The sequence below is a fragment of the Caballeronia sp. S22 genome (assembly GCF_964261745.1).
GTDB lineage: Bacteria > Pseudomonadota > Gammaproteobacteria > Burkholderiales > Burkholderiaceae > Caballeronia > Caballeronia jiangsuensis.
The window spans coordinates 599,681-620,246 of the sequence record NZ_OZ180037.1 but is presented as its reverse complement, the minus strand read 5'-3'; the positions used below and the strand labels follow the sequence as shown (position 1 = coordinate 620,246).

At 64.0% G+C, this 20,566-nt stretch carries 17 protein-coding genes; 3 read left to right on the top strand and 14 right to left on the bottom strand.

Annotation, left to right across the window (positions count from 1 at the left end; all coding sequences use genetic code 11):
* The first annotated feature begins 94 nt into the window (after positions 1–94).
* The gene (locus ACEN42_RS26565) at positions 95–1,066 is read left to right on the top strand and encodes a LysR family transcriptional regulator (protein ID WP_238212066.1); all 972 of its coding nucleotides are present in this window, start codon (positions 95–97) and stop codon (positions 1,064–1,066) included.
* Here ACEN42_RS26565 and ACEN42_RS26560 read toward each other — a convergent pair.
* The 11 genes from ACEN42_RS26560 to ACEN42_RS26510 all read right to left on the bottom strand — a co-directional run bounded on the left by ACEN42_RS26560 (position 980) and on the right by ACEN42_RS26510 (position 13,400).
* Entirely contained in the window at positions 980–1,396 is a 417-nt protein-coding gene (locus tag ACEN42_RS26560; RefSeq protein ID WP_035503847.1) for a helix-turn-helix domain-containing protein, read from the bottom strand. The genes ACEN42_RS26565 and ACEN42_RS26560 overlap by 87 nt on opposite strands.
* A complete protein-coding gene (locus ACEN42_RS26555) occupies positions 1,393–2,562 on the bottom strand; it encodes an NAD(P)/FAD-dependent oxidoreductase (protein ID WP_371884875.1) in 1,170 nt (389 codons plus the stop codon). Before ACEN42_RS26555 ends, ACEN42_RS26560 begins: the two co-directional genes overlap by 4 nt.
* Positions 2,559–3,947, bottom strand: a complete 1,389-nt coding sequence (locus tag ACEN42_RS26550; protein WP_371884874.1) for an FAD-dependent oxidoreductase — start codon at positions 3,945–3,947, stop codon at positions 2,559–2,561. The genes ACEN42_RS26555 and ACEN42_RS26550 overlap by 4 nt, the downstream gene beginning before the upstream one ends.
* The gene (locus ACEN42_RS26545) at positions 3,932–4,246 is read right to left on the bottom strand and encodes a (2Fe-2S)-binding protein (protein ID WP_035503853.1); all 315 of its coding nucleotides are present in this window, start codon (positions 4,244–4,246) and stop codon (positions 3,932–3,934) included. Before ACEN42_RS26545 ends, ACEN42_RS26550 begins: the two co-directional genes overlap by 16 nt.
* The gene (locus ACEN42_RS26540) at positions 4,243–6,066 is read right to left on the bottom strand and encodes an ABC transporter ATP-binding protein (RefSeq protein ID WP_371885076.1); all 1,824 of its coding nucleotides are present in this window, start codon (positions 6,064–6,066) and stop codon (positions 4,243–4,245) included. The genes ACEN42_RS26545 and ACEN42_RS26540 overlap by 4 nt, the downstream gene beginning before the upstream one ends.
* 8 nt (positions 6,067–6,074) lie before the next feature.
* Entirely contained in the window at positions 6,075–7,007 is a 933-nt protein-coding gene (locus tag ACEN42_RS26535) for an ABC transporter permease (protein ID WP_371884873.1), read from the bottom strand.
* Entirely contained in the window at positions 7,004–7,960 is a 957-nt protein-coding gene (locus tag ACEN42_RS26530; protein ID WP_035503859.1) for an ABC transporter permease, read from the bottom strand. The genes ACEN42_RS26535 and ACEN42_RS26530 overlap by 4 nt, the downstream gene beginning before the upstream one ends.
* A gap of 79 nt (positions 7,961–8,039) precedes the next feature.
* Positions 8,040–9,662 (bottom strand): ABC transporter substrate-binding protein, encoded by a 1,623-nt coding sequence (locus tag ACEN42_RS26525; RefSeq protein ID WP_371884872.1) that lies wholly within the window; start codon positions 9,660–9,662, stop codon positions 8,040–8,042.
* Positions 9,663–9,741: 79 nt separating this feature from the next.
* Positions 9,742–11,016 carry an NAD(P)/FAD-dependent oxidoreductase gene (locus tag ACEN42_RS26520; protein ID WP_371884871.1) on the bottom strand — a complete coding sequence of 425 codons (1,275 nt, stop codon included), beginning with the start codon at positions 11,014–11,016 and terminating at the stop codon, positions 9,742–9,744.
* Between the two features lie 28 nt (positions 11,017–11,044).
* Positions 11,045–11,713 carry a haloacid dehalogenase type II gene (locus tag ACEN42_RS26515; RefSeq protein ID WP_062258951.1) on the bottom strand — a complete coding sequence of 223 codons (669 nt, stop codon included), beginning with the start codon at positions 11,711–11,713 and terminating at the stop codon, positions 11,045–11,047.
* A 208-nt stretch (positions 11,714–11,921) separates the two neighbouring features.
* On the bottom strand, positions 11,922–13,400 hold the full coding sequence (locus ACEN42_RS26510; protein WP_187607102.1) for an aldehyde dehydrogenase: 1,479 nt from the start codon (positions 13,398–13,400) through the stop codon (positions 11,922–11,924).
* 247 nt (positions 13,401–13,647) lie between these two features.
* Between ACEN42_RS26510 and ACEN42_RS26505 the strand changes: the two genes are divergently transcribed.
* Positions 13,648–14,520 carry a GNAT family N-acetyltransferase gene (locus tag ACEN42_RS26505; protein WP_371884870.1) on the top strand — a complete coding sequence of 291 codons (873 nt, stop codon included), beginning with the start codon at positions 13,648–13,650 and terminating at the stop codon, positions 14,518–14,520.
* A gap of 33 nt (positions 14,521–14,553) precedes the next feature.
* Here ACEN42_RS26505 and ACEN42_RS26500 read toward each other — a convergent pair whose 3' ends face one another.
* Both ACEN42_RS26500 and ACEN42_RS26495 read right to left on the bottom strand, forming a co-directional pair.
* On the bottom strand, positions 14,554–16,131 hold the full coding sequence (locus ACEN42_RS26500) for an ABC transporter substrate-binding protein (protein WP_371884869.1): 1,578 nt from the start codon (positions 16,129–16,131) through the stop codon (positions 14,554–14,556).
* A gap of 63 nt (positions 16,132–16,194) precedes the next feature.
* Positions 16,195–18,222 carry an FAD-dependent oxidoreductase gene (locus tag ACEN42_RS26495; protein WP_371884868.1) on the bottom strand — a complete coding sequence of 676 codons (2,028 nt, stop codon included), beginning with the start codon at positions 18,220–18,222 and terminating at the stop codon, positions 16,195–16,197.
* Between the two features lie 95 nt (positions 18,223–18,317).
* Between ACEN42_RS26495 and ACEN42_RS26490 the strand changes: the two genes are divergently transcribed.
* Positions 18,318–19,292: a LysR family transcriptional regulator gene (locus ACEN42_RS26490; protein WP_371884867.1), complete on the top strand. Its 975-nt coding sequence runs from the start codon at positions 18,318–18,320 to the stop codon at positions 19,290–19,292.
* Here the strand turns inward: ACEN42_RS26490 and ACEN42_RS26485 are convergent.
* Positions 19,287–20,489: a mechanosensitive ion channel family protein gene (locus ACEN42_RS26485; protein WP_187606651.1), complete on the bottom strand. Its 1,203-nt coding sequence runs from the start codon at positions 20,487–20,489 to the stop codon at positions 19,287–19,289. The two genes, ACEN42_RS26490 and ACEN42_RS26485, sit on opposite strands and share 6 nt — an antisense overlap.
* Positions 20,490–20,566: the final 77 nt, after the last annotated feature.

Genomic DNA, 20,566 nt, shown 5'->3' with positions numbered 1-20,566 from the left:
ATCTCGTCGGAAAGGAGAGCGGTTGAGAAAATACTAAGTCGCGATGTTTTTGACGGCAATTCCAAAATTGTTGGATCGGGCATAACATGAAGTCATGCCAAACCTTCGCAGGAAACTGCCCAGCGCGAATGCGCTCTTCGTGTTCGAAGCGGCCGCGCGCTGCGGGAATTTCACGCGCGCCGCGCAAGAGCTTTATGTGAGCCAGCCCGCCGTCAGCCGCATGCTCGCGCGCATGGAAGACCATATCGGCGTGCGGCTTTTCGAACGCGTGCGCGGCGGTATCGAACTCACGGAAAGCGGGGAGATTCTCTATCGCAAGATTTCCGAAGGCTTCAGCGGCATCGAAAGCGCGATCCGCGAAATCGAGGCGCGCGCGACAGGCGTCGAAACGGTCACGCTGTCCGTGTCCACCGGTTTCACCACGCATTGGCTCATGCCGCGCATGAGCCGGCTGAATCAGGCGTTTCCTTCGATCGACATGCGGTTTCAATTGATATCGGGGCGCATCGGCGGGCCGCTCGTCGATGTCGATCTCGGCATGCGCTTTCTGCATGATGAAGAGATCGATGAAAACGCCGTGCTCGTGATGCCCGAAATGCTGCTGCCACTATGCAATCCGCGTTATCACGAACTCGCGCAGACGGAAGCGGCGCGCGCGCATGGCGATACGGTCATCGTCATGGATGACGAAGAGCGCGGCTGGCACGAGCGTTTTCATGCGTTCGCTTCAAAGGAGCGCCATGCGGCGGGCATGCTGCGCTTCAACGATTACGCGATCGTCGTGCAGGCGGCGCTGCTCGGGCAAGGCATCGCGCTCGGCTGGCTCAACGTGACATCGCACTGGCTCGCGCAAGGCGCGCTCGTGCCCACCGAAGAGGAACTGCTCGTCACGAGCCGCCGCTGCTGTCTGCTCACACCGCCGAACCGGCCGATGCGGCCCATCGTCGCCAGCGTGCGCGAATGGATCATTCAGGAAGCGTTAAGCGACATGCGCACTGTCGAGAGCAAATACCCGCGACTGGGTTTGCGCGACGCGCTTCGTCAAACCGGCATCGAACTCGGCTGAGCGCGCCTTCTTTCGCGTGCGCTCGACGAAGGCGCTCGGCGTCATGCCGCACAAGCGCTTGAAGTGCCGCGCGAGATGACTCTGATCGAAGAAGCCGACTTCCGTCGCGACGACCGACCCCGGCACGCCCGCGAGCAACAAGGTCTGCGCGCGTTGCACACGCAGCTCGCACAGGTACTTGTAGGGCGAAAGCCCGAATTGCTCGCGAAACACGGTCGCGAAGCGCGATACGCTCAGCGCCGAGAGATCCGCGAGTTGCGCAAGACTCACGGTCTTGTCGAAATTGGCTTCGATATAAACGAGCGCGTCGATCAGATTGGCCTGGCTCATGGCGAAGTCTCGGAGGTGATCGATTCGGCGTGCGTCGACGAAGCGCGCTGAAATCGTCTGATGGAAAACGATGTGAGATCGATGGGCGTGCTGCCGCTATCGAGCAACTCGGCAAGCGTTTCGCCCACGCCCGGCCCGATCTGAAAGCCCGATCCGCTGAAGCCGAACGCATAGAAAAGACCATCGGTTGTCGAGCTCGGGCCGATCACCGGCTCCGAATCCGGCAGATAGCTTTCCACGCCGCTCCACACGCGAATCACATGCAGCGCGCGCATCGCGGGCACCATGCGGCGAAACTGCGCCATCTGCGCGACGGTGTTCGCGGGCAGGACCGATGCGCGTCGCGTGTCTGCATCGGCGGGACCAGGAGGGCCGCCACCCAGCACGATATTGCCGCGCGGAATCTGCCGGAAATACACGCTCTCTTCCTTGATCGACGTGTACACGCCCATCGAAAACGGGAAGACGTAGGGCACGGGTTCGGTCACGGCCATCTGCGGACCGCGCGCGGTGAGCGGCACAGGCTCGCCGAATTGCGTCGATAGCGCATTGGCCCACGCGCCCGCGCAGATCAGCACTTGTTCCGCGCGATACACGTCGCCCGTTGCGGTTTCCACGCGAAAGCCGCCCGCTTCCTTTTCGACGCGCACCACTTCCGTGTTCTCGACGATATGCGCACCGAGCCGCGCCGCCGCGCGACCGAACGCGGGCGCGGCGAGACGCGGGTTCGCGTGACCGTCGAGCGGCGAGATCGATGCGGCGAGCACATCGCGGCCTAGAAAAGGAAAACGCCTGAACATGGCCGCGCCTTCCACCACTTCGAGATCGAGGCCACAGGCGCGCGCATCGGCGGCATAGCGATGGAAGTACTCCGCGTCATGCGCGTGATAGCACACCCGCGTATGACCCGATGGCAGGAACTCGACGTCCTCGCCGAGCAACTCGCGCGAACGACGCCAGGTTTCGAGCGCACGATTCGACATCGCAAGTTGTTCGAGCGCGCGGCCCTGCCGGCGCACGCCGCCGAAGTTCACGCCGCTCGCCTGCTGTCCCGTCAGACCACGTTCGAGCAGAATCACCGAACGATTGCGTCGGCGTAAAAAGAAAGCGGTCGACGTACCGACGATGCCGCCGCCGATCACGATCACATCGGCGCGCCCGGTCATTCGCTCGTCTCCATGTCCTGATGCGGCGCGAGCGCCATCGGCAGCGGTTTGACGGGCGCCTGCCCGCGCAAACGGCCGACCGCTTCGAGCGGCACGCGTGCCTCTGCCGCGATGACTTCCGCGCCCGCATGCGCGCAGAAGCGGCCCTGGCATCGGCCCATGCCGACGCGCGAGAAAGCCTTCGCGCGATTCGCTTCCTTCGCGCCCATGTCGTTCACGACGCGTCTGAGTTCGCCTGCGCTGATCGCTTCGCATCGGCACACGATGGTCTCATCCGGCAACGTGGCGGCGAATCGCGCGGGCCACGGGAACGCCGTGCGCAAGCCAGCCGCGAAGCGCGTGAAGCTGCTCAGTTGCTTACGCAACGTGTTCGCCTCATCTTCGTTGCAGATCATGCCGATGTCTTTCATCGCCGCGAGCGCTGCGAGCCGCCCGGCGCGTTCAGCCGCATCCGCGCCGCGCACGCGCGCGCCGTCGCCCGCGAGATAGACGCCTTTTACGTTGCTGCGGCCGTCTTCATCGGCGACAGGAAGCCACTGCTGCAACGCTTGATCGAAACGGAATTCACAGCCCGCGAGATCGGCGAGTTGCGTTTCGGAGCGCAAGTGATAGCCGAGCGCGACGGCCTCGCATTCGACTTCGAGCATCGCGCCATCGGCGAGTTTGACGCGCACGCCTTGAACGCCATGCTCCGGTGTGCCTCGAATCTCGACCGGTGTGATGCCGCGATGAACGGGCACGCGCGCATCCTTGAGAACCTTCATCAACGCGATGCCCTTCTTCAGCGTCGATGGAATCGCGAGCAGTTGCGGCAATGCGCGCAAGCGTTGCGCGAACGTGGATGTATCGAGCACCGCGCTCACCGTCGCGCCCGCCTTCACGTATTGCGCGGCGACGAGATACAGCAGCGGACCCGTGCCCATCATCACGACGCGCGAACCGATCGCGCAGCCCTGCGATTTCAACGCGACCTGCGCGCCGCCGAGGCTATACGTTCCCGCGTGATGCCAGCCGGGCACGGGCATCAAACGATCGGTCGCGCCGCTGCAAACGATGAGCGCATCGAACCCAAGCTCGCGATGACGCGTGCCGCTCACCATATGCACCGAATTCGGCGCGACGTTCCACACGAGCGTATCGGGCACATAGTCGATGTTCGGGCGCAATGCATCGAACGCCTCGTGCAACGCACGCGCGCGTTCTGCTTCGGTTCCGTACAAGGCGTCATACGTGCGCGTGAATCCTTCCGGCTGACGACGATAAATCTGCCCGCCATCGCGCCTGCCTTCATCGATCAACACGGGACGCAAGCCCGCTTCGACCAGCGCCTCTGCCGCGCGCACGCCTGCCGGCCCCGCGCCGATCACGATCACAGTCGCGGCCATACGCCCTCTCCAGCTTGCGAAAGACGCGTGACGATCGACATGCCTTCGACCGCCGGCGTCGTGCACGCGCGCACGCGTTCGCCATCTTCAGTCCACACCCAGCAGTCCTGGCATGCGCCCATCACGCAGAAGCCCGCACGGCGGCCATCGCCGAATTCGGAATCGCGCAAGTCCTGCTGCGAGGTGAGCAGCGCGACCATCAGCGTGTCGCCGGCGGCTGCGAGCGCGCGCCGGCCATCGATGACGATCTCGAACGTTCTGCGCTCTTTCTCCGCGACTCTCACGAAGCGTCCGCTCATGCCGTCACCGTTTCCATCGACTGCATGCGCGCGAGGTCGTCGGCGCTGTGATGGCACAGAATCTCCGCGCCCGATGGCAAGGTCTTCCGCGCAGGCGGCGTCACATTGCATTTGCCGTCGATGCGCGCCGCGCAACGCGAACGGAAGCTGCACAGCTCGCGCACATCGCTTTCCGGACCGAGCACGGGCAACGCACCGAGCGCCATCGCGCGGCGCGAATCGAGCCAGCCGGGACGTAGCGCGGGCACCGAATCGACGAGCAGGCCCGTATAAGGGTGATACGGCGGATGCGAAAGCGCATCGCGCTGGCCCGCTTCGACGCACTGGCCCGCGTAGAGCACGATGACTTCGTCGCAGATGGCGCGCACCGTCGAGATGTCGTGGCTGATGAACATGTACGACACGTTCAGCTCGCGGCGCAGTTCGGCAAGCAGATCGAGGATCGCCGCGCCGACGACCGTATCGAGCGCCGACGTCACTTCATCGCAGAGAATGAGCTCGGGTTTCGCGGCGAGCGCACGCGCGAGATTCACGCGCTGCTTCTGTCCACCCGACAAGCCGCCTGGCTGACGCTTCGCGATCGACGCGGGCAGCTTCACCAGATCGAGCAGTTCGAGCATGCGCTTTTGCGCGGGCGCGCCGCGCAGGCCGTGATAGAAATTCATCGGCCGCGCAAGGATATCGGCGATGGTGCGGCTCGGGTTCAGCGCGGTATCGGCGTTCTGAAACACGATCTGCACGCGACGATACTGCTCCACCGTGCGCTCCGACAACTTCGCGGGCAAGGGCTTGCCGTCGAGCAGCACCTCGCCATGCGCGCGATCGACGAGTCCCGCGATCACGCGCGCGAGCGTCGTCTTGCCCGAGCCCGATTCGCCGATCACGCCGAGCGTGCAACCGCGCTCGATCTTCAGGCTCACATCGTCGAGCACGCGCACGGCGGGCACGCCGTGCGCATCGATGCGGCCATAGCCCGCGCTCAGGTTGCGTATTTCGAGCAGCGGGACGTCGCGCGCTTCGTCGGGCATCGTGAGTTCCGCTTCGGGGCGGCGCGTCGCGGCGAGCAGTTGACGCGTGTATTCGTCGACGGGCGCATCGAGCACTTGCGCGGTCGTGCCGTTCTCGCGCACGCGTCCGCCGTTCAATACGACGATGCGGTCGGCCATCTGCGCGACGACCGCGAGATCGTGCGACACGTACACGGCCGTCGTGCCCAGTTCGCGCACCACGCCCTTGAATGCGGCGAGCACTTCGATCTGCGTGGTCACGTCGAGCGCGGTGGTCGGTTCATCGAACACGACGACGGCGGGATCGGTGATCAGCGCCATCGCGGCCATGAGCCGCTGCAACTGGCCGCCCGACACCTGATGCGGATAACGATCGCCGATGGTCTCGGGATTCGGCAACGCCAGCGACCGGAAAAGACCGACCGCTTTTTCACGCGCGGCTGCGGGCGTCATCAGCTTGTGCAGCAGCGCGGGCTCGATGACCTGATCCATGATCGTGCGCGCCGGATTGAAGCCCGCCGATGCACTCTGCGCGACATACGCGACCGTGCGTGAACGCAATGCGCGACGGCCTCTGGCATCGAGCGACAGGACATCCGTATCGCCGATTTTCACCGAGCCGCCCGCGATCGCGCAACCGCCGCGCGCATAGCCGAGCAGCGCGAGCGCGATGGTCGTCTTGCCCGAACCCGACTCGCCGATCAGCGCGAGCACTTCGCCCTTCTTCACCGTGAAATCGACACCCTTCACGATCTCGACGACCGGATCGGGGGAGACGCCTGCAATCACGCGCAAGCCTTTTACTTCGATCATGTTCGTAGTCACTGTGCGCCTCCATGCGAACGCGCGCCATGACGACGCAAGCTGTCGATGAGCAGATTCACGCCGACGGTGAGTGTCGCGATCGCCACCGCGGGCATCAGCACCGCGGGCGCGCCTTCCGAAAGCCCGCCGATGTTCTCGCGCACGAGCGAGCCCCAGTCCGCGTTCGGCGGCTGCACGCCGAGGCCGAGGAAGCTCAGGCCCGAGAGCAGCAGCACGATGAACACGAAGCGCAGGCCGAAGTCCGCGAGCATCGGATGAATCATGTTGGGCAGCACTTCCACGCGCGCGATATAGAAAAGCTTCTCGCCGCGCGCCTTCGCCACCTGCACGTATTCGAGCGTCATGATGTTCACCGCGAGCGAGCGCGAAATGCGAAACGCGCCGGGGATGTAGGCGAGCGCGGCGACCATCATCAGCATCGGGATGGACGAGCCGAACGCGGCGATCACGACGAGCGCGAGAATCTTGCTCGGGATCGAGATGAGCGCATCGAAGAGGCGGCTCAGCACTTCATCGACCCAGCGCCCCGACACGGCGGCAATGAGGCCGAAGAACGTGCCGATGACGCTCGCCGCCACCGTCGATGCGAGCGCGAGGCCCACCGTGTATTGCGTGCCGTAGAGAATGCGGCTCAGCATGTCGCGGCCGAGATAGTCGGTGCCGAGCAGATGCGCCGGGCTGTACGAGCCGAAGACTTCCGTCGAGGTGAACGCGCCGCCTTTATACGGCGCGATGACGGGCCCGATGAACGCGACCGCGAGCCAGAACACGACGATGAAGAGACCGATCAGCCCCAGCACGGAAAAGCGATCGACGAGGCGCTTCAACGCACCGCGCTTGACGACGACGGGCGCCTCTTCCTGCGGCGCGTCGGCGGGAGGCTGCTCGTATAGCATGGTCGTGGCGTGAGAAGAGACGTTCCGGTTCATCGTTGACGCAGCCTCGGGTTGGAGACGATCTGGGCCAGATCGGCAATGAGCACGAGCGCGAGATAGGCCGCGCAGAAAACCATCACGCAGCCCTGCACGAGCGGCATGTCGCGATTGGTGACGGCATCGACCATCAGGCTCGCGAGACCGGGATAGTTGAAGATCGATTCGACGATCACCACGCCGCCGAACAGATACGACAGCGAGAGCGCGACCGCGTTGGCGATGGGTCCGATGGTGTTCGGCAACACATGCCGCAGAACGACACGCATGGGCGTTGCGCCCTTGAGCAACGCCATTTCCACATACGACGCGTTCAGTTGATCGAGCACGGCCGCGCGCGTCATGCGCGCCATCTGCGCGACGATCACGCAGCAGAGCGTCATCACCGGCATCGCATAGGTGCGCAATAGCCCGCCGAACGACGATACATCCGACAGATACGACAGCGCGGGCAGCCAGCGCAGCTTCACCGCGAAGATCAGCACCGCGATGGTCGCGACGAGAAACTCGGGCACGGCGACGGTCGAGAGCGTGAGCACGTTGAGCACGCGATCGACGAGCGATCCGCGATACATCGCCGATGCAATGCCGATCACGAGCGCGAGCGGCACCGACACGAGAGCGGTCAATCCGGCAAGCACGAGCGAATTCGGCAGACGCGTCGCGATCAGTTCGCTGACCGGCAGGTTATTCGACAACGACGTGCCGAAGTTGCCTGTCACCACATGCACGAGCCATTGCAGATAGCGCGTGACCGCGGGTTGATCGAGGCCGAACTGATGCCGCAGCGCCGTCACCTGCTCGGGCGTCGCCGCCTGACCGAGCGCCTGCTGGGCGGCATCGCCCGGCAACAGACCGGTGATGCCGAACACCACCATCGACACGATGAACAGCGTGAGCACCGCAAGGCCGAGGCGCGCGGCGACGAGTCGTTGCGCATGAACTTTCATCGGATATCGCCTCTCGTTGAAGGGTTGACTTCGCGCGCCGCAACTTCGAAGACGGCGCGCGTCCCGCGTTACATCATGTTCATGCCTCGAGCCACACGTTCTCCGCGAACATCCAGCCCATCAGACCCGCGAGCGGAATGCCGCCGAGACCCTTGAGCTTCGTGGTGTGCGCATCGAGCGAGCTCTGGAACATCGGAATGCCGATGCCGCCGTCCGTATGCACCAGTTCCTGCATGTCGCCGTAGATCTTCTTGCGCTTCGCGTCGTCCGGTTCGCCACGCGCGGCGACGAGCATCTGGTCGAACTGCGTGCTCTTCCAGTTCGCTTCGTTCCACGGGGCATCGGACTTGAAGAACTGCGTGAAGATCACGTCCGCGCTCGGGCGCGCATTGATATTGCCGAAGCCGAGCGGATGCTTCATCCAGTGGTTCGACCAATAGCCGTCGGACGGCACGCGCACTACTTGCAGATTGATGCCGGCTTGAGGTGCGACCTGCTGCATCAGCACGGCCATTTCGACGGAGCCTTCCGCCGCCGGCGATGCGTACAGCTGAATCGGCGCGTTGCCGAGCTTCGCCTTCTGGAAGTGGAACTTCGCCCTGTCGGGATCGAACGCGCGTTGCGGCAGTCCCGACATGTAGTACTTGTTGCTCGGATCGATCGGCTGATCGTTGCCGATCGCGCCATAGCCGCGGAAGATCGTCTTGCGCATCTGCTCGCGGTCCATCAGGTACGTCATGCCGCGACGGAAGTCCGCGTTGCCCGTGATGCCGCCGTCGTCGCGCATGATGAGGTCGGTGTACTGGCCCGTCTTCGTTTCCAGCACCGCGAAGCCCTGCGTGCCCTTGATGCGCTCGGTCGAACGCGCGCTCACCGCGTTGATGAGCTGCACGTCGCCGGACATGAGCGCGTTCACGCGCGCGGGCTCGTCGGCGATGCCGATGAGTTCCACTTCATCCAGATGCGGCATGCCCGGCTTCCAGTACTTCTCGTTGCGCACGCCCACGGTACGCACGCCCGGCGCGAACTCCTTCACCTTGAACGGGCCCGTGCCGATGGCCGTCTTGAAGTCCGTCGTGCCGTCCTTGATGATGAGGAAATGCGAGTCCGCGAGAATCACCGGCAGGTCCGCGTTCGCGCCCGTCAGCGTGATGGTCAGTTCGTTCGGGCCGGTCGCCTTGATCTCCTTGAACTGATCGGCGAGCGTCTTCGCCTTCGAGCCGACCGCCGGATCCTTATGGCGCATCAGCGAATAGATGACATCCTGCGGCGCGAGCGATTTGCCGTCGTGGAACTGCACGCCGCTGCGAAGCTTCACGACCCACACGGTCGCGTCTTTCGTTTCGAGCGATTCGGCGAGCGCCATCTTCGCGCCGAGATGATTGTCGAGTTCGGTCAGGCCGCTATAGAACATGAACGCGCGGGCGTAGTCGGTGCCGAGTGCGCCCTTGGCGGGATCGAGCGTATCGGCGGCCGACGACGACTGCGTCGCCACGCGGATGCGTCCGCCCTGCTTCGGCTTGGCCTGCGCGAAAGCCGCGCCGCTCGCGCTGAGAAGCCCCGCGCCCGTCATGGACAGCAGCCCGCCCGCGGCCATCGCGCGAAGGACGTTGCGCCGCGACGCGCCACGGCGCGTCAGTTCTTCGAGCCGTTTGCCGGCATCGGCATGGGCAAGTGCTTCAGGCGATGTGTCGATGCTCATGAACTTCTCCGCGATAGGGGCTGTGAATGTCCGGCGGCTTGCTTATTGGATGTAGACCGCCTGTGTTTGCTTCGATGCTTCAATAGAACACGTCTTTGATCGAGTAGTACGCGCCGACGAGCGGCAAGAACCAGGGCTTGCCCGTATGGCCCGGAATCGCGGGCCAGTCGAAATCGCGCCACGGGTTCGCTCCGGCGTTGCCGTTCATCACGTCGGCCATGATCTGGCCCATGTGCGTCGACATCTGCGTGCCGTGGCCGCTGTAGCCCATCGAGAAATAGATGCCGTCGTGCTGGCCCGCGCGCGGCAGACGGTCCGCTGTGATATCGACGAGACCGCCCCAGCAATAGTCGATGCCCACATTGGCCAGGCTTGGGAAGATCGACGCGAGATTCGCCTGCAGAATGCGCCCGCTCTTCGCATCCGATGGACGTTCGGACGCGGTGAAACGTGCGCGCCCGCCGAGCAGCAGACGCGCATCGGGCGTGACGCGAAAATAGTTGTGCATCAGGCGGCTCGTCGTGTACGAGCGCCGGTTCGGCAGCAGTTCCTGCAGCCGATCCTCGGGCAACGGCTCGGTCACGATGATGAACGAGCCGACAGGCGCGAGCCTGCGCCGATACCACGAGAACGGGCCATGCTTAGAAGGGCCCGTCGCGATCAGCACCTGCTTCGCGTGCAACGTGCCGCGCTTCGAATCGATGCGATATCCAGAACCTTCCTTCGTGATCGCGCTGACTTCAGCGTGCTCATAGAAACGCGCGCCTTGCTTCACTGCCGCTTTTGCAAGTCCGTCGGCGAACTTGCCCATATGCATCTGCCCGCCATGGCGTTGCAGCAAGCCGCCATGAAAGGCATCGGATTGCACTTCGTTGCGGACCTGCTCGCGATCGAGCAGATCGATATCGGGATCGACTTCACGCCGGATCAGCTCGGCGGTCTTCGCGATATGTTCGAGATGATGCGGCTTCGCGGCGAGCTTGAGCTTGCCCGAAGCGAGATAGTCGCAATCGATGTTCTCTTCGCGGATCAGACGCTCGACGGTATCCACCGCCGCCGCATACGCGCGATAACAGCCTTGCGCGCGCTCGACGCCGAGTTGCGCGCGCAGCGCCGCATAGTCCTGCGCGACGCCCGTATTGCACTGGCCGCCGTTACGCCCCGACGCGCCGCCGCCCATGCGCCCGGCATCGAGCACGACGACGCTCGCGCCGCGTTTGCCCAACGCGAGCGCCGCCGACAAACCCGTGAACCCGCCGCCGATCACGGCGACATCGGCCTGGCCGTCCGCCGGGCCTTCGCACGTCGAGATCATCGCGGGCGCGGTGTCGAGCCAGTAGGAGTCGAGTTTCATCGGCATTGCTCGCGTGAAGTGGCTTGTTTTACAGACCGAGTTGCGTGGCGAGATCGCCGATGGTGTCCACTTCGTAATACTCGTAGTACGGCGTGCCCGGCTCATGGCCGCGCTTAACGAACGCCTTGTGCTTGATGCCCATGTCGTGCGCGGTCATCAGGTCGTAACGCAGGCTCGACGACACGTGCAGCACGTCTTCCGGATTGCAGTTCAACTGGTCGAACATGTATTCGAAGCCCTGCATGCGCGGCTTGTACGACTGCGCCTGCTGCGCCGTGAACACGCGATGGAACGGCGCGCCCAGCTTGTCGACGTTGCTCTGGATCTGATCGTTCGATGCGTTCGACAGAATCACGAGCTTGTATTTCGTGGCAAGGCGCGAAAGACCTTCCGGCACGTCCGGATGCGGGCCCCACGTCGGCACGGCGAGGTAATACTTTTCGGCTTCGGCTTCGTTGAATTCGACGTTCATGCGCTCGCATGCGCGGCGCACCGAATTGACGATCACGTCGCGATACGGCTTCCACGCGCCGAGCACTTCGTCGCGGCGATAGCCCGCGAAGAACTTGACGAATTGTTCGAGGTCGTCGCCCTGCAGACGGTCGGCGTACATCTCGCGGGCCATATCGGCCATGCGGAATTTCGTCAGCGTGCCGTAGCAGTCGAACGTGATGTACTTCGGCTCGAAATCGATCATGGTGTCAGTCCTGTCGTGTGATGAACCCGTCCGGGAGTTCAGTGGTGAAAACAAGCAACAGCGATGTGTTGAGGAAAATTTAAACAGTGCAAAAATGACTGAGCGCGTCGAATGCGTGCCTCGCGGCGATACAAGTCATGCGTTTTGAGGCATCGCCGCAGCAGAAAATGCGGCGTTGTTTTCGCACGATCGTGCGTGTTCTGTGCGCCTATCCTTCTGTATCAATGAGCACGCTCTTGAAGCGCAGATTCGCTTCATAAGCCTGCCGCCCGAGATCCTTGCCGATGCCCGAGCGCTTGTAGCCGCCCGTCGGCAGCACGAAGTCGCTCGTGCGGCCATAGCGGTTCACCCATACGGTGCCCGCTTCGATGCCGCGCACCATCCGCAGCGCCCGGCCGATATCCGCCGTATGTACGCCCGCGGCGAGGCCGTATTCCGGATGCGCGGCGAGTTCGAGCGCTTCTTCTTCCGTATCGAAAGACTGCACGGTGAGCACCGGGCCAAAGATTTCGCTGCGCACGGCGTCGTTGTCCTGCGTGACATCGCACAGCAAGGTCGGCGAATAGAACGCGCCGGGCGTCGCCGCATCCGCACGCTTGCCGCCGCAACGCAGGCTCGCGCCGCCCGCGATGCCGCGCTGAACGATCGCATCGATGCGCTGCGCCTGCGGCTCGGAGATGATCGGCGGCAAGGTCGTGCCCGCTGCCCATGTTGCGCCCGCCCTGAGTTCGCCGAAGGCCTGCGCGATGCGATCGGTCAGTTCGCCGGCGATTGCGCGCTGCACGAGCAGCCGCGAACCCGCGACGCACACCTGTCCGGCATTGCCCGTGATCGAACCCGCGATGCGCCGCGCCACTTCATCGATGCGCGGGGCATCGGCGAACACGATCTGCGGGCTCTTGCCGCCCAGCTCCAGCGTGACCGGCTTCGTGCCGGATTCCGCGCACGCCGCCATGATCGCGGCGCCGGTGCGCGTCGATCCGGTGAAGGTCACCTTGCCGATGCGCGGATGACGCACGAGCGCATCGCCGGTCGTGCGGCCATCGCCCTGAACGACGTTGAAGATGCCCGGCGGCACGCCCGCTTCCAGTGCCAGTTCGGCGAGACGCAGCGCGGAAAACGGCGTCATCTCCGAAGGCTTCAATACCACCGCGTTGCCCGCCGCGAGCGCGGGCGCGGTCTTCCATATGCCCATCACGAGCGGAAAATTCCACGGTGCGATCGCGCCGATCACGCCGTACGGCTCGGCGATCGTCATGCCCAGATGCCGGTGATCGGTCGCCGCGACATCGCCGCCGATCTTGTCGGCGAACTCCGCATAGAAGCGGATGCTTTCGGCGGTGAACGGCACGTCCCAGTTGTACGCATCGCGTACCGGGCGCGTCGAGCCGAGCGCTTCGAGCGGCGCGAGATTGGCGGCATCGGCGGCGACGAGATCGGCGAACCGGCGCAATACCCGCGCACGTTCTCGCGGCGCGCGGCGCGCCCAGTCGCTCTGCCTGAACGCGCTGTAGGCGTTCTGCACGGCGTAGTCGATCATCGCTTCATCGGCGACGGGCACCGATGCATACACGACGCCATCCGATGGCCGCGCGACCTCGATACGCGACGCGCCCGCATCGATCAATTCGCCGCCGATGAAATGCCCGCTCCTGATGACGATGCTGGCAGGATCGAACCGGTCCATATGCGTGAGTCCTCCTCCGTGATGCTGCGTTGACATGGCTTCATCGTAGGTCCGGAGCGCCGGCATATTTCGCCGACAAAATTGCCGATTCAGCACAGCACGCGCGTTCTTGCGGCGATAACTCGCGGTTTTGCGTTGCACCACATGCACGGCCCCATGCACCGCGCGGGACAGGAAGATCGTCCTAGCCATGCGCGCTGCGCGGTGTCAAAGTCACGGTAAATGTCTTCAAGGTCAGGAGGCCGGCGTGCCCGACTCGAGCAATAACGATGTGGTCGAATACCGGGCTTTCACGCTCGACGACCTTCCCGCGGCGCACGCGCTGTCGGCGTCCGTCAAATGGCGGCATCGCGCGGACGACTGGCGCTTCGCGGCGCGTCTCGGCAATGGCTTCGCCGCCGTCGATCAGGCGGGCGCGCTCGTCGGCACGGCGCTTGCGTTTCAGTTCGGCGCGCATGCCGCGACGCTCGGCATGTTCATCGTGTCGCCGGAACATCAGCGGCGGGGCATCGGGCGCGGGCTGCTCGACCGGCTGATCGCGACGCTCGGCGCACGCACGCTCCTGATTCACGCATCGAACGAAGGCAGGCCGCTGTGCGAGGAACAAGGCTTCACGCGCATCGACACGATTCATCAGCATCAGGGCGCGGCGTTCCAGCCGCCGCTGGTTTCGCTGCCGCCGGGCGAGCGGCTGCGTCCGATCGGCGCGAAGGACACGCCGCGTCTCGCCGGACTGGCCTCGCGCGCGAGCGGGCTCGATCGCACGGCGCTGCTGCCGCAATTGCTCGACGTCGCGAGCGGCATCGCACTCGATCGCGATGGCGAGCTGATCGGCTTCGCGCTCTTCCGGCGTTTCGGCGACGGACACGTGATCGGTCCGGTGATCGCGCCGGAATCGCCGGACCAGAGCCGCGCGAAGGCGTTGATCAGCTACTGGCTCGCGCTGAACGCGGGCATGTTCGTGCGCATCGATACGCCCTTGCGATACGGGCTTTCGTCGTGGCTCGAAGGGCTCGGGCTGCCGCTCGTCGATACCATCGAGCAGATGGCGAAGAACGGTGCGCCATCCACCGATGCAACGCTCGCACAGTTCGCGCTGACGAATCAGGCGGTGTGGTAGCGGCTTGCGCGTGCACATCGGCGGAACCGATGTTCACGCCTTCGCGAGCCACGCGAATTCCGCGAAGCGATAACCCATCACGCGCCCCGACGGCGTGCCCTTCAAGCCGCGTAGGTTCGAGCTTTGCGCGTCGATGAAGTTGATGAACGCGGGGATCACGAGACTGTTCTTCTCGTAGATGATGCCCTGCATGTCGCCGTACATCTGCTTGCGCTTCGCTTCGTCGCGCTCGCGGCGCGCCTGCACCAGCAACTGATCGAACTGTTCGTTCTTCCACCCCGACTCGTTCCAGTTCGCATTCGAACGGAAGAACTGCGTGTACAGCAGATCGAGCGTCGGGCGCGGCAGGATCGAGCCGTAGGTCATCGGGTACTTCATCCAGTAGGTCGTCCAGTAGCCATCGGCGGGCACGCGGCGCACGTTGATATCGACGCCCGCCTGCTTAGCGGCCTGCTGGACCATCATGGCGGAATCGAGCGCGGTCTCGACCGATGGCGGCGCGATGATCTCCGCGCGCGCGCCCGGCGTGCCCGCCTTCTTGAAGTGGAACTGCGCCTTGTCCGGATCGAAGGTGCGTTGCGGCAATCCCTTCATGAAGTACGGATGCCACTCCGGCACCGGATGATCGTTGGCGAGCGTGCCGTGACCGCGCAGCATCACGTTCACGATGCGCTGCCGGTCATGCAGATACTTGATGCCCTCGTTGAAGTCCGAACTCTTCGTCGGCAGCATGTCCTGCCGCAATGCGAGATCCGAATAGAGCTGCGACGGACTTTCGAGCACGGTCACCTTGCCCGTCTGCTTGACGCGATCGACATCGCGCGCGGGCAGCGGCGAGATGAGCTGCACGTCGCCCGCGAGCAGCGCATTGGTGCGCGCCGCATCGTCGCCGATGCCGATGATCTCCACTTCGTCGAGATACGGAATCCCCGGCTTCCAGAAGTTCGGATTGCGCGCGCCGATGCAGCGCTGCGCCGGCGTGAACTCCTTGCATGTGAACGGACCGGTGCCGTTGCCTTTGGAGAAGTCCGTCGTGTTCGCGGCGACGATCACGAGATGCGGAATCGCGAGCAGCGCGGGAAGATCGACGTTCGGCTCGCTCAACGTGATCTCGACCTTCAGCGGCCCGGCCGCCTTGACGGTGCTGATGCCATCCACGATCGACTTCGCCTTCGATGCCGTCGCCGGGTCCTTGTGGCGCATCAGCGAGAACACGACATCGTCGGAGGTGAACGGCTTGCCGTCGTGGAAATGCACGTTGGGCCGAAGCGTGACGGTCCACTTCACGAAGTCGTCGGATTCGAGCTTTTCCGCGAGCGCGTTCTGCGTCTTGAAGTCGGCGTCGAGTTCGGTGAGGCCGCTATAGAACATGTATGCGCGCGAATAGTCGCCGGTATGCGTGCCCTTCGCGGGATCGAGCGAATCCATCAGCGACTGGTTCGCCAGCGCCACGCGAATGCGTCCGCCGCGTTGCGGCGCAGGCTCCGTCGCGGCGAACGCGAGCGTCGATGCGCCCGGCAGGATGAGCGTTGCCGCGCCCGCGGCGGCCAGCGTCTTCATCGCCTTGCGGCGGCCAGGATCGGCGACTACGAGTTCCTTCGGCAATATCATGGTCAGCCTCGCTCGGTCATGTCGTTATGGCGGATGTTTTGGCGAATACGATGCCACGGGCCTTCACAGCGCCTGGCATAGCCTGTAGGCGTCGTAGATGGCCGTGTGAATATCGCGCGACGCGCTCGCGTCGCCGATTCGGTAAAGACGGAACTGTCCTTCATCGCCCTCTTGCGCTTCGGGCTGCGGCTTGCCCGTCGCGAACGCTTCGAGATCGGTGTAGCCGTCGTTGACGGAATACATGCGCGTCGCTTCGAAAAGATCATCGACCGCGAGCATGCCGCGCTCGACCACGACATGATCCGCTTCCATCTCCACGAGATCGTTCGTCAGATGATGACGGAACACGGCACGGCGCTTGCCGTTATCGGCCGCGCTCACTTCGATCAGCTCAATGTTCGTGCGCACGGGCACGTTCCAGCGCGCGATATTGCGCATCCACACCTGATCGTCGCCGCGTCCGCCGGTTTCCTGCGCCGGCATGCTGTCGATGAGCGCAAGCGATACATCGAGGCCCGCATCGACATAACGCTCCGCACACAGATACGCGTTGTGCCGGCCGGTGCCGTCGTACACGAGCACCCTGCCTGCGCGCGGCGGCGTTTCAGTGAGCGCATCGAAGACCGACTTGCACAGCTCGCCGCCCGGCAACGCATCGAGATTCGGCAGGCCGCCTGTCGCGATGATGACGACATCCGCGCCATGATCGAGCACATCGCTCAACTCGGCATAGTGGTTGTAGCGCACATCGACGCCGAGTTTTTCGAGCTGCGACACGCGCCAGTCGACGATGCCGATGAGATCGCGCCGCCAGCTTCCGGTCGCGGCCAGCAGCATCTGGCCGCCGGCCGTCGAGTTCGCTTCGAGCACGGTGACATGATGGCCGCGCGTCGCGCTGACGCGTGCGGCTTCGAGGCCCGCCGGTCCCGCGCCGACGATGAGCACGCGCTTCTTGTGCGCGGCTTCGGGCAGGTCATGCGTGAGATACGTCTCGCGCGATGTCGCCGGATTATGGATGCACGTCGCGCGGAAATTGCGGCAGAACGATGCGCCGACGCACGGCCGCGCCTCGTCCTCCTTGCCCGCTTCGACGAGCTTCACGAGATGCGGTTCCGCGATATGCGCGCGCGTCATGCCGACCATGTCGAGCAGCCCTTCGCGGATCGCATAGCGCGCGGTGGCGAGATCGGCGATCTTCGCTGCGTGAAACACGGGCAGATCGACCGCGCGCTTGAATGCGGCGGCTTTCGGCAGCCACGGCGCGGACGGCACGAACATCCCCGGCATGGAATTGACCGCGAGCGACATCTTCGTGTCCATGCGGCCGAACGTGACGTTGAAGAAATCGAAGAGACCCGTGCCCTGCAGAATGCGCGACATCTCCAGCCCTTCCTCCAAGCTGCATCCGTCTTCGAGCGCGAAGCGAAAGCCCACGATGAAGTCATCGCCCACCCGCTTGCGAATCTCCTCGTGCACCTCGATCGCGAAGCGCACGCGATTGGCCGTCGAGCCGCCGTATTTGTCGGTGCGCAGGTTCACGGTCGGGTCCATGAACTGACCGATGAGATGACCGCCCGCATGTGTTTCGATGCCGTCGAGCCCGCCATCGCGGCAGCGCTTCGCCGCGATGCCGAAGTCGCGGATCACGCGTTTGATGTCCGCGTCATGAATCGCCTGCGGCATGGCGCGGTGCAGCGTTTCGCGCACGGGCGATGGCGCGATCATCGGCAGCCAGGGCTCCGTGTATGCATCGCCGCGCCGCCCGAGATGCGTGATCTGGCACATCAGCGCCGCGCCGTGCGTATGGATGCGATCGGAAAAGCGCCGCAGATGCGGCACCACGGCATCGGTTCCGACGTTGATCTGCTGGAACGTGTTCGGACTGTCGATGCTGACGTTCGATGACCCGCCGAACATCGTCAGCGCGATACCCCCTTTCGCCTTTTCCTCGTGATACCGTTGATAGACCTCCTGCGGGAATTCGTCGCGCGTCAGACGGCTTGCGTGACTCGTGCTCATCACACGGTTCCTGAGCACGAGATGCTTGAGGGTGAACGGCTGAAGCAACGGGTCCGACGAAGCAGTAGTCATGGCCTGCGAGATGAAGTGACGTCGGACTCAAGGTAAGGAGGTCAATATGCGCCGTCAAATTACAAATCGATGCATGCCCCATAACATGGTGTTGTATGAGTCTGCGACTTCCTTCGCTTCAGGCACTGCTCGTATTCGAAACATCCGCGCGGCTGTTGAGCTTCACCAAGGCTGCCGGCGAACTCAACGTGACGCCCGTGGCGGTGAGCCGCATGGTGGCGCGGCTTGAAGACGCGCTCGGTTTCAAACTCTTCGAGCGCACGAAGCTAGGGCTAACCCTGACCGATCGCGGTGCAACATTGCAGCACGCCGTCGCCTCCGGCTTCGGGCAGATCGGCGATACCATCGAAGAACTCAAGCGCGATCATGCGCAAGGCGAGATCGTCACGCTATCGCTCGCGAGCGGTTTCGCCGCGCTGTGGCTGCTGCCGCGTTATGCCGAATTCCGCCGTGCGTTTCCTTGCATCAATCTGCGCTTGCAGGTGATGGCAGGACGCCTGTACGGACCGCTCGAAGATGCGGACGTCGGCATACGCCTGCATGGTCCGGGTTCGGACAAGGACCCGCTTTTGCTGTGTCCCGAGATCATCGTTCCTGTCTGTAGTCCGAACTATCTTGCCGAGACCGGCCTGCTCGATGCGCCGAGGAGCGCCGAAGGACACGCCTACATTCATCTCGACGTGACCACGCTGTCATGGGCGGATTTTCATCGGGCGACGGGGCTCTCCGACAAGGGCATCGGCGAAGCGGTGCATCACACTGACCCCGGACTCGCCGTGCAATGCGCGATGCTAGGCCAGGGCGTCGTGCTCGGCTGGCTGCTCGCGATCGCGGCGCCGCTCAACGAGGGCAAGGTGATTCCCGCGTGGGATCGCTATATCGAAACGGGCTGCAATTACGTGCTCGAATATCGTTCGTCGACGCCTTCGGAGAGCACGCGCGCGGTGGCGCGATGGCTCATCGACGAAATGAAGAAGGAACTCGACGACGCGCGGCGCGTGCTCGCTCCGTTGAAGGCGGTCCCGAAGCATCGTGTCGAGCCCGCGTCGCCGGTCCCGTCGCCATCATGAGGTCGTCGGCGCCGCGCGATCGCGCTGCCAGCAGCGCAGGCCGAACAGCGGCACGACGCCATACGCGTGATCGAGCATGTCCGACTGCAGACTCTCGTATCGCTCCCAACGTATCTCGTCGATGAACACGCAGATCTCCAGCGCGACGATCGGCATCGCCGACTGCACGTGTCGAATCACGAGCGGCATGTCGCGGCGCACGGCCGGATGCTCGCGAAAATATCCGCTGAGATAGAGCCTGTATAAACCGAGGTTCGTGCGGCGCTCGCCTTCGGGCAACGCGAGCGGTCGCTCGATCGCTTCGCGCAGACGCGCGAGCAAGGCATCGTCGGGGAAGCGGATCGTGTCCGCGTCGAAGTGAATCGCGTGGCGCAGACGTCGCGCGCCGGACGCGATCATGCCGCGCCAGTTCTTCACGCTGTTCGTCAGAAGCAGCTGGCTCGGCAGCATGACGATCGTGTTGTCGAAGTTGCGCACCTTGATCGTGTTCAACGCGATATCGACCACGATGCCATCGGCGACATATCCCGGCACTTCGATCCAGTCGCCCACGCGCAGCATGTCGTAAGCCGCGAGCTGAATGCTGGCGACGAAGCCGAGGAGCGAGTCGCGGAAGATGATGATGAGCAGCGCGGTGATAGCCGAAAGCCCGGTGAGCAGATAGAGCGGCGAGCGCTCTAGCACCAGCGACACCACCGCGATCAGCGCGACTAGATACACGACGATGGTCGCGATTTGCAGAAAGCTCTTGATCGGCCGCTCGCTCGCGGAGGGGAAATGGCTGTAGCGCTCGTCGATGCTGTCGCGCAACGCGAGCGCCGCGCGCACGAGCGTGTAGACCATGTAGCAGGCTGCAAGGATGGCCAGTGGCCGCCCGAGCGCGGGGATGATCGGGAACGTGAGACCGGAGAGCAACGGCGCCGATGCATAGACGATCGCCGCGGGCACGAGCGGCGCGAGCCGGTGAAACACCCGATGACGCTCCGCTGCGACCAGCCACTTGCGCCCTTCCTTGCGTGCGAGCCGGCTGACGATCAGAAGCATGATCGAGCGCGTGACGTAGTAGCAGATCACGCTCGCCAGCAGAATCGCCAGCAGCAGCGCGGCCACCAGCAGTGTCGCGACGAGCCAGCTCTCGGTGGCGACGTGCACTTCCCAGTCTGGTCCGACTTCGATATGCAAGGTGTTGCCGAACATGGACGCTCCCGATGTGGGCGAAGCGAGAGGATTATTCAGGCGAATCGGACGTGACGCTTGCTCTGGTGGTTATTGTA

What these genes read in the sequence shown, in the direction of transcription:
- ACEN42_RS26510 (WP_187607102.1), bottom strand. Translation starts at nt 13,400, where the DNA reads ATGGACCGGTTCGATCCTGCCAGCATCGTCATCAGGAGCGGGCATTTC.
- ACEN42_RS26565 (WP_238212066.1), top strand. Translation starts at nt 95, where the DNA reads ATGCCAAACCTTCGCAGGAAACTGCCCAGCGCGAATGCGCTCTTCGTG.
- ACEN42_RS26535 (WP_371884873.1), bottom strand. Translation starts at nt 7,007, where the DNA reads ATGAACCGGAACGTCTCTTCTCACGCCACGACCATGCTATACGAGCAG.
- ACEN42_RS26530 (WP_035503859.1), bottom strand. Translation starts at nt 7,960, where the DNA reads ATGAAAGTTCATGCGCAACGACTCGTCGCCGCGCGCCTCGGCCTTGCG.
- ACEN42_RS26515 (WP_062258951.1), bottom strand. Translation starts at nt 11,713, where the DNA reads ATGATCGATTTCGAGCCGAAGTACATCACGTTCGACTGCTACGGCACG.
- ACEN42_RS26555 (WP_371884875.1), bottom strand. Translation starts at nt 2,562, where the DNA reads ATGACCGGGCGCGCCGATGTGATCGTGATCGGCGGCGGCATCGTCGGT.
- ACEN42_RS26525 (WP_371884872.1), bottom strand. Translation starts at nt 9,662, where the DNA reads ATGAGCATCGACACATCGCCTGAAGCACTTGCCCATGCCGATGCCGGC.
- ACEN42_RS26485 (WP_187606651.1), bottom strand. Translation starts at nt 20,489, where the DNA reads ATGTTCGGCAACACCTTGCATATCGAAGTCGGACCAGACTGGGAAGTG.
- ACEN42_RS26560 (WP_035503847.1), bottom strand. Translation starts at nt 1,396, where the DNA reads ATGAGCCAGGCCAATCTGATCGACGCGCTCGTTTATATCGAAGCCAAT.
- ACEN42_RS26550 (WP_371884874.1), bottom strand. Translation starts at nt 3,947, where the DNA reads ATGGCCGCGACTGTGATCGTGATCGGCGCGGGGCCGGCAGGCGTGCGC.
- ACEN42_RS26540 (WP_371885076.1), bottom strand. Translation starts at nt 6,066, where the DNA reads ATGATCGAAGTAAAAGGCTTGCGCGTGATTGCAGGCGTCTCCCCCGAT.
- ACEN42_RS26520 (WP_371884871.1), bottom strand. Translation starts at nt 11,016, where the DNA reads ATGAAACTCGACTCCTACTGGCTCGACACCGCGCCCGCGATGATCTCG.
- ACEN42_RS26545 (WP_035503853.1), bottom strand. Translation starts at nt 4,246, where the DNA reads ATGAGCGGACGCTTCGTGAGAGTCGCGGAGAAAGAGCGCAGAACGTTC.
- ACEN42_RS26500 (WP_371884869.1), bottom strand. Translation starts at nt 16,131, where the DNA reads ATGATATTGCCGAAGGAACTCGTAGTCGCCGATCCTGGCCGCCGCAAG.
- ACEN42_RS26490 (WP_371884867.1), top strand. Translation starts at nt 18,318, where the DNA reads ATGAGTCTGCGACTTCCTTCGCTTCAGGCACTGCTCGTATTCGAAACA.
- ACEN42_RS26495 (WP_371884868.1), bottom strand. Translation starts at nt 18,222, where the DNA reads ATGACTACTGCTTCGTCGGACCCGTTGCTTCAGCCGTTCACCCTCAAG.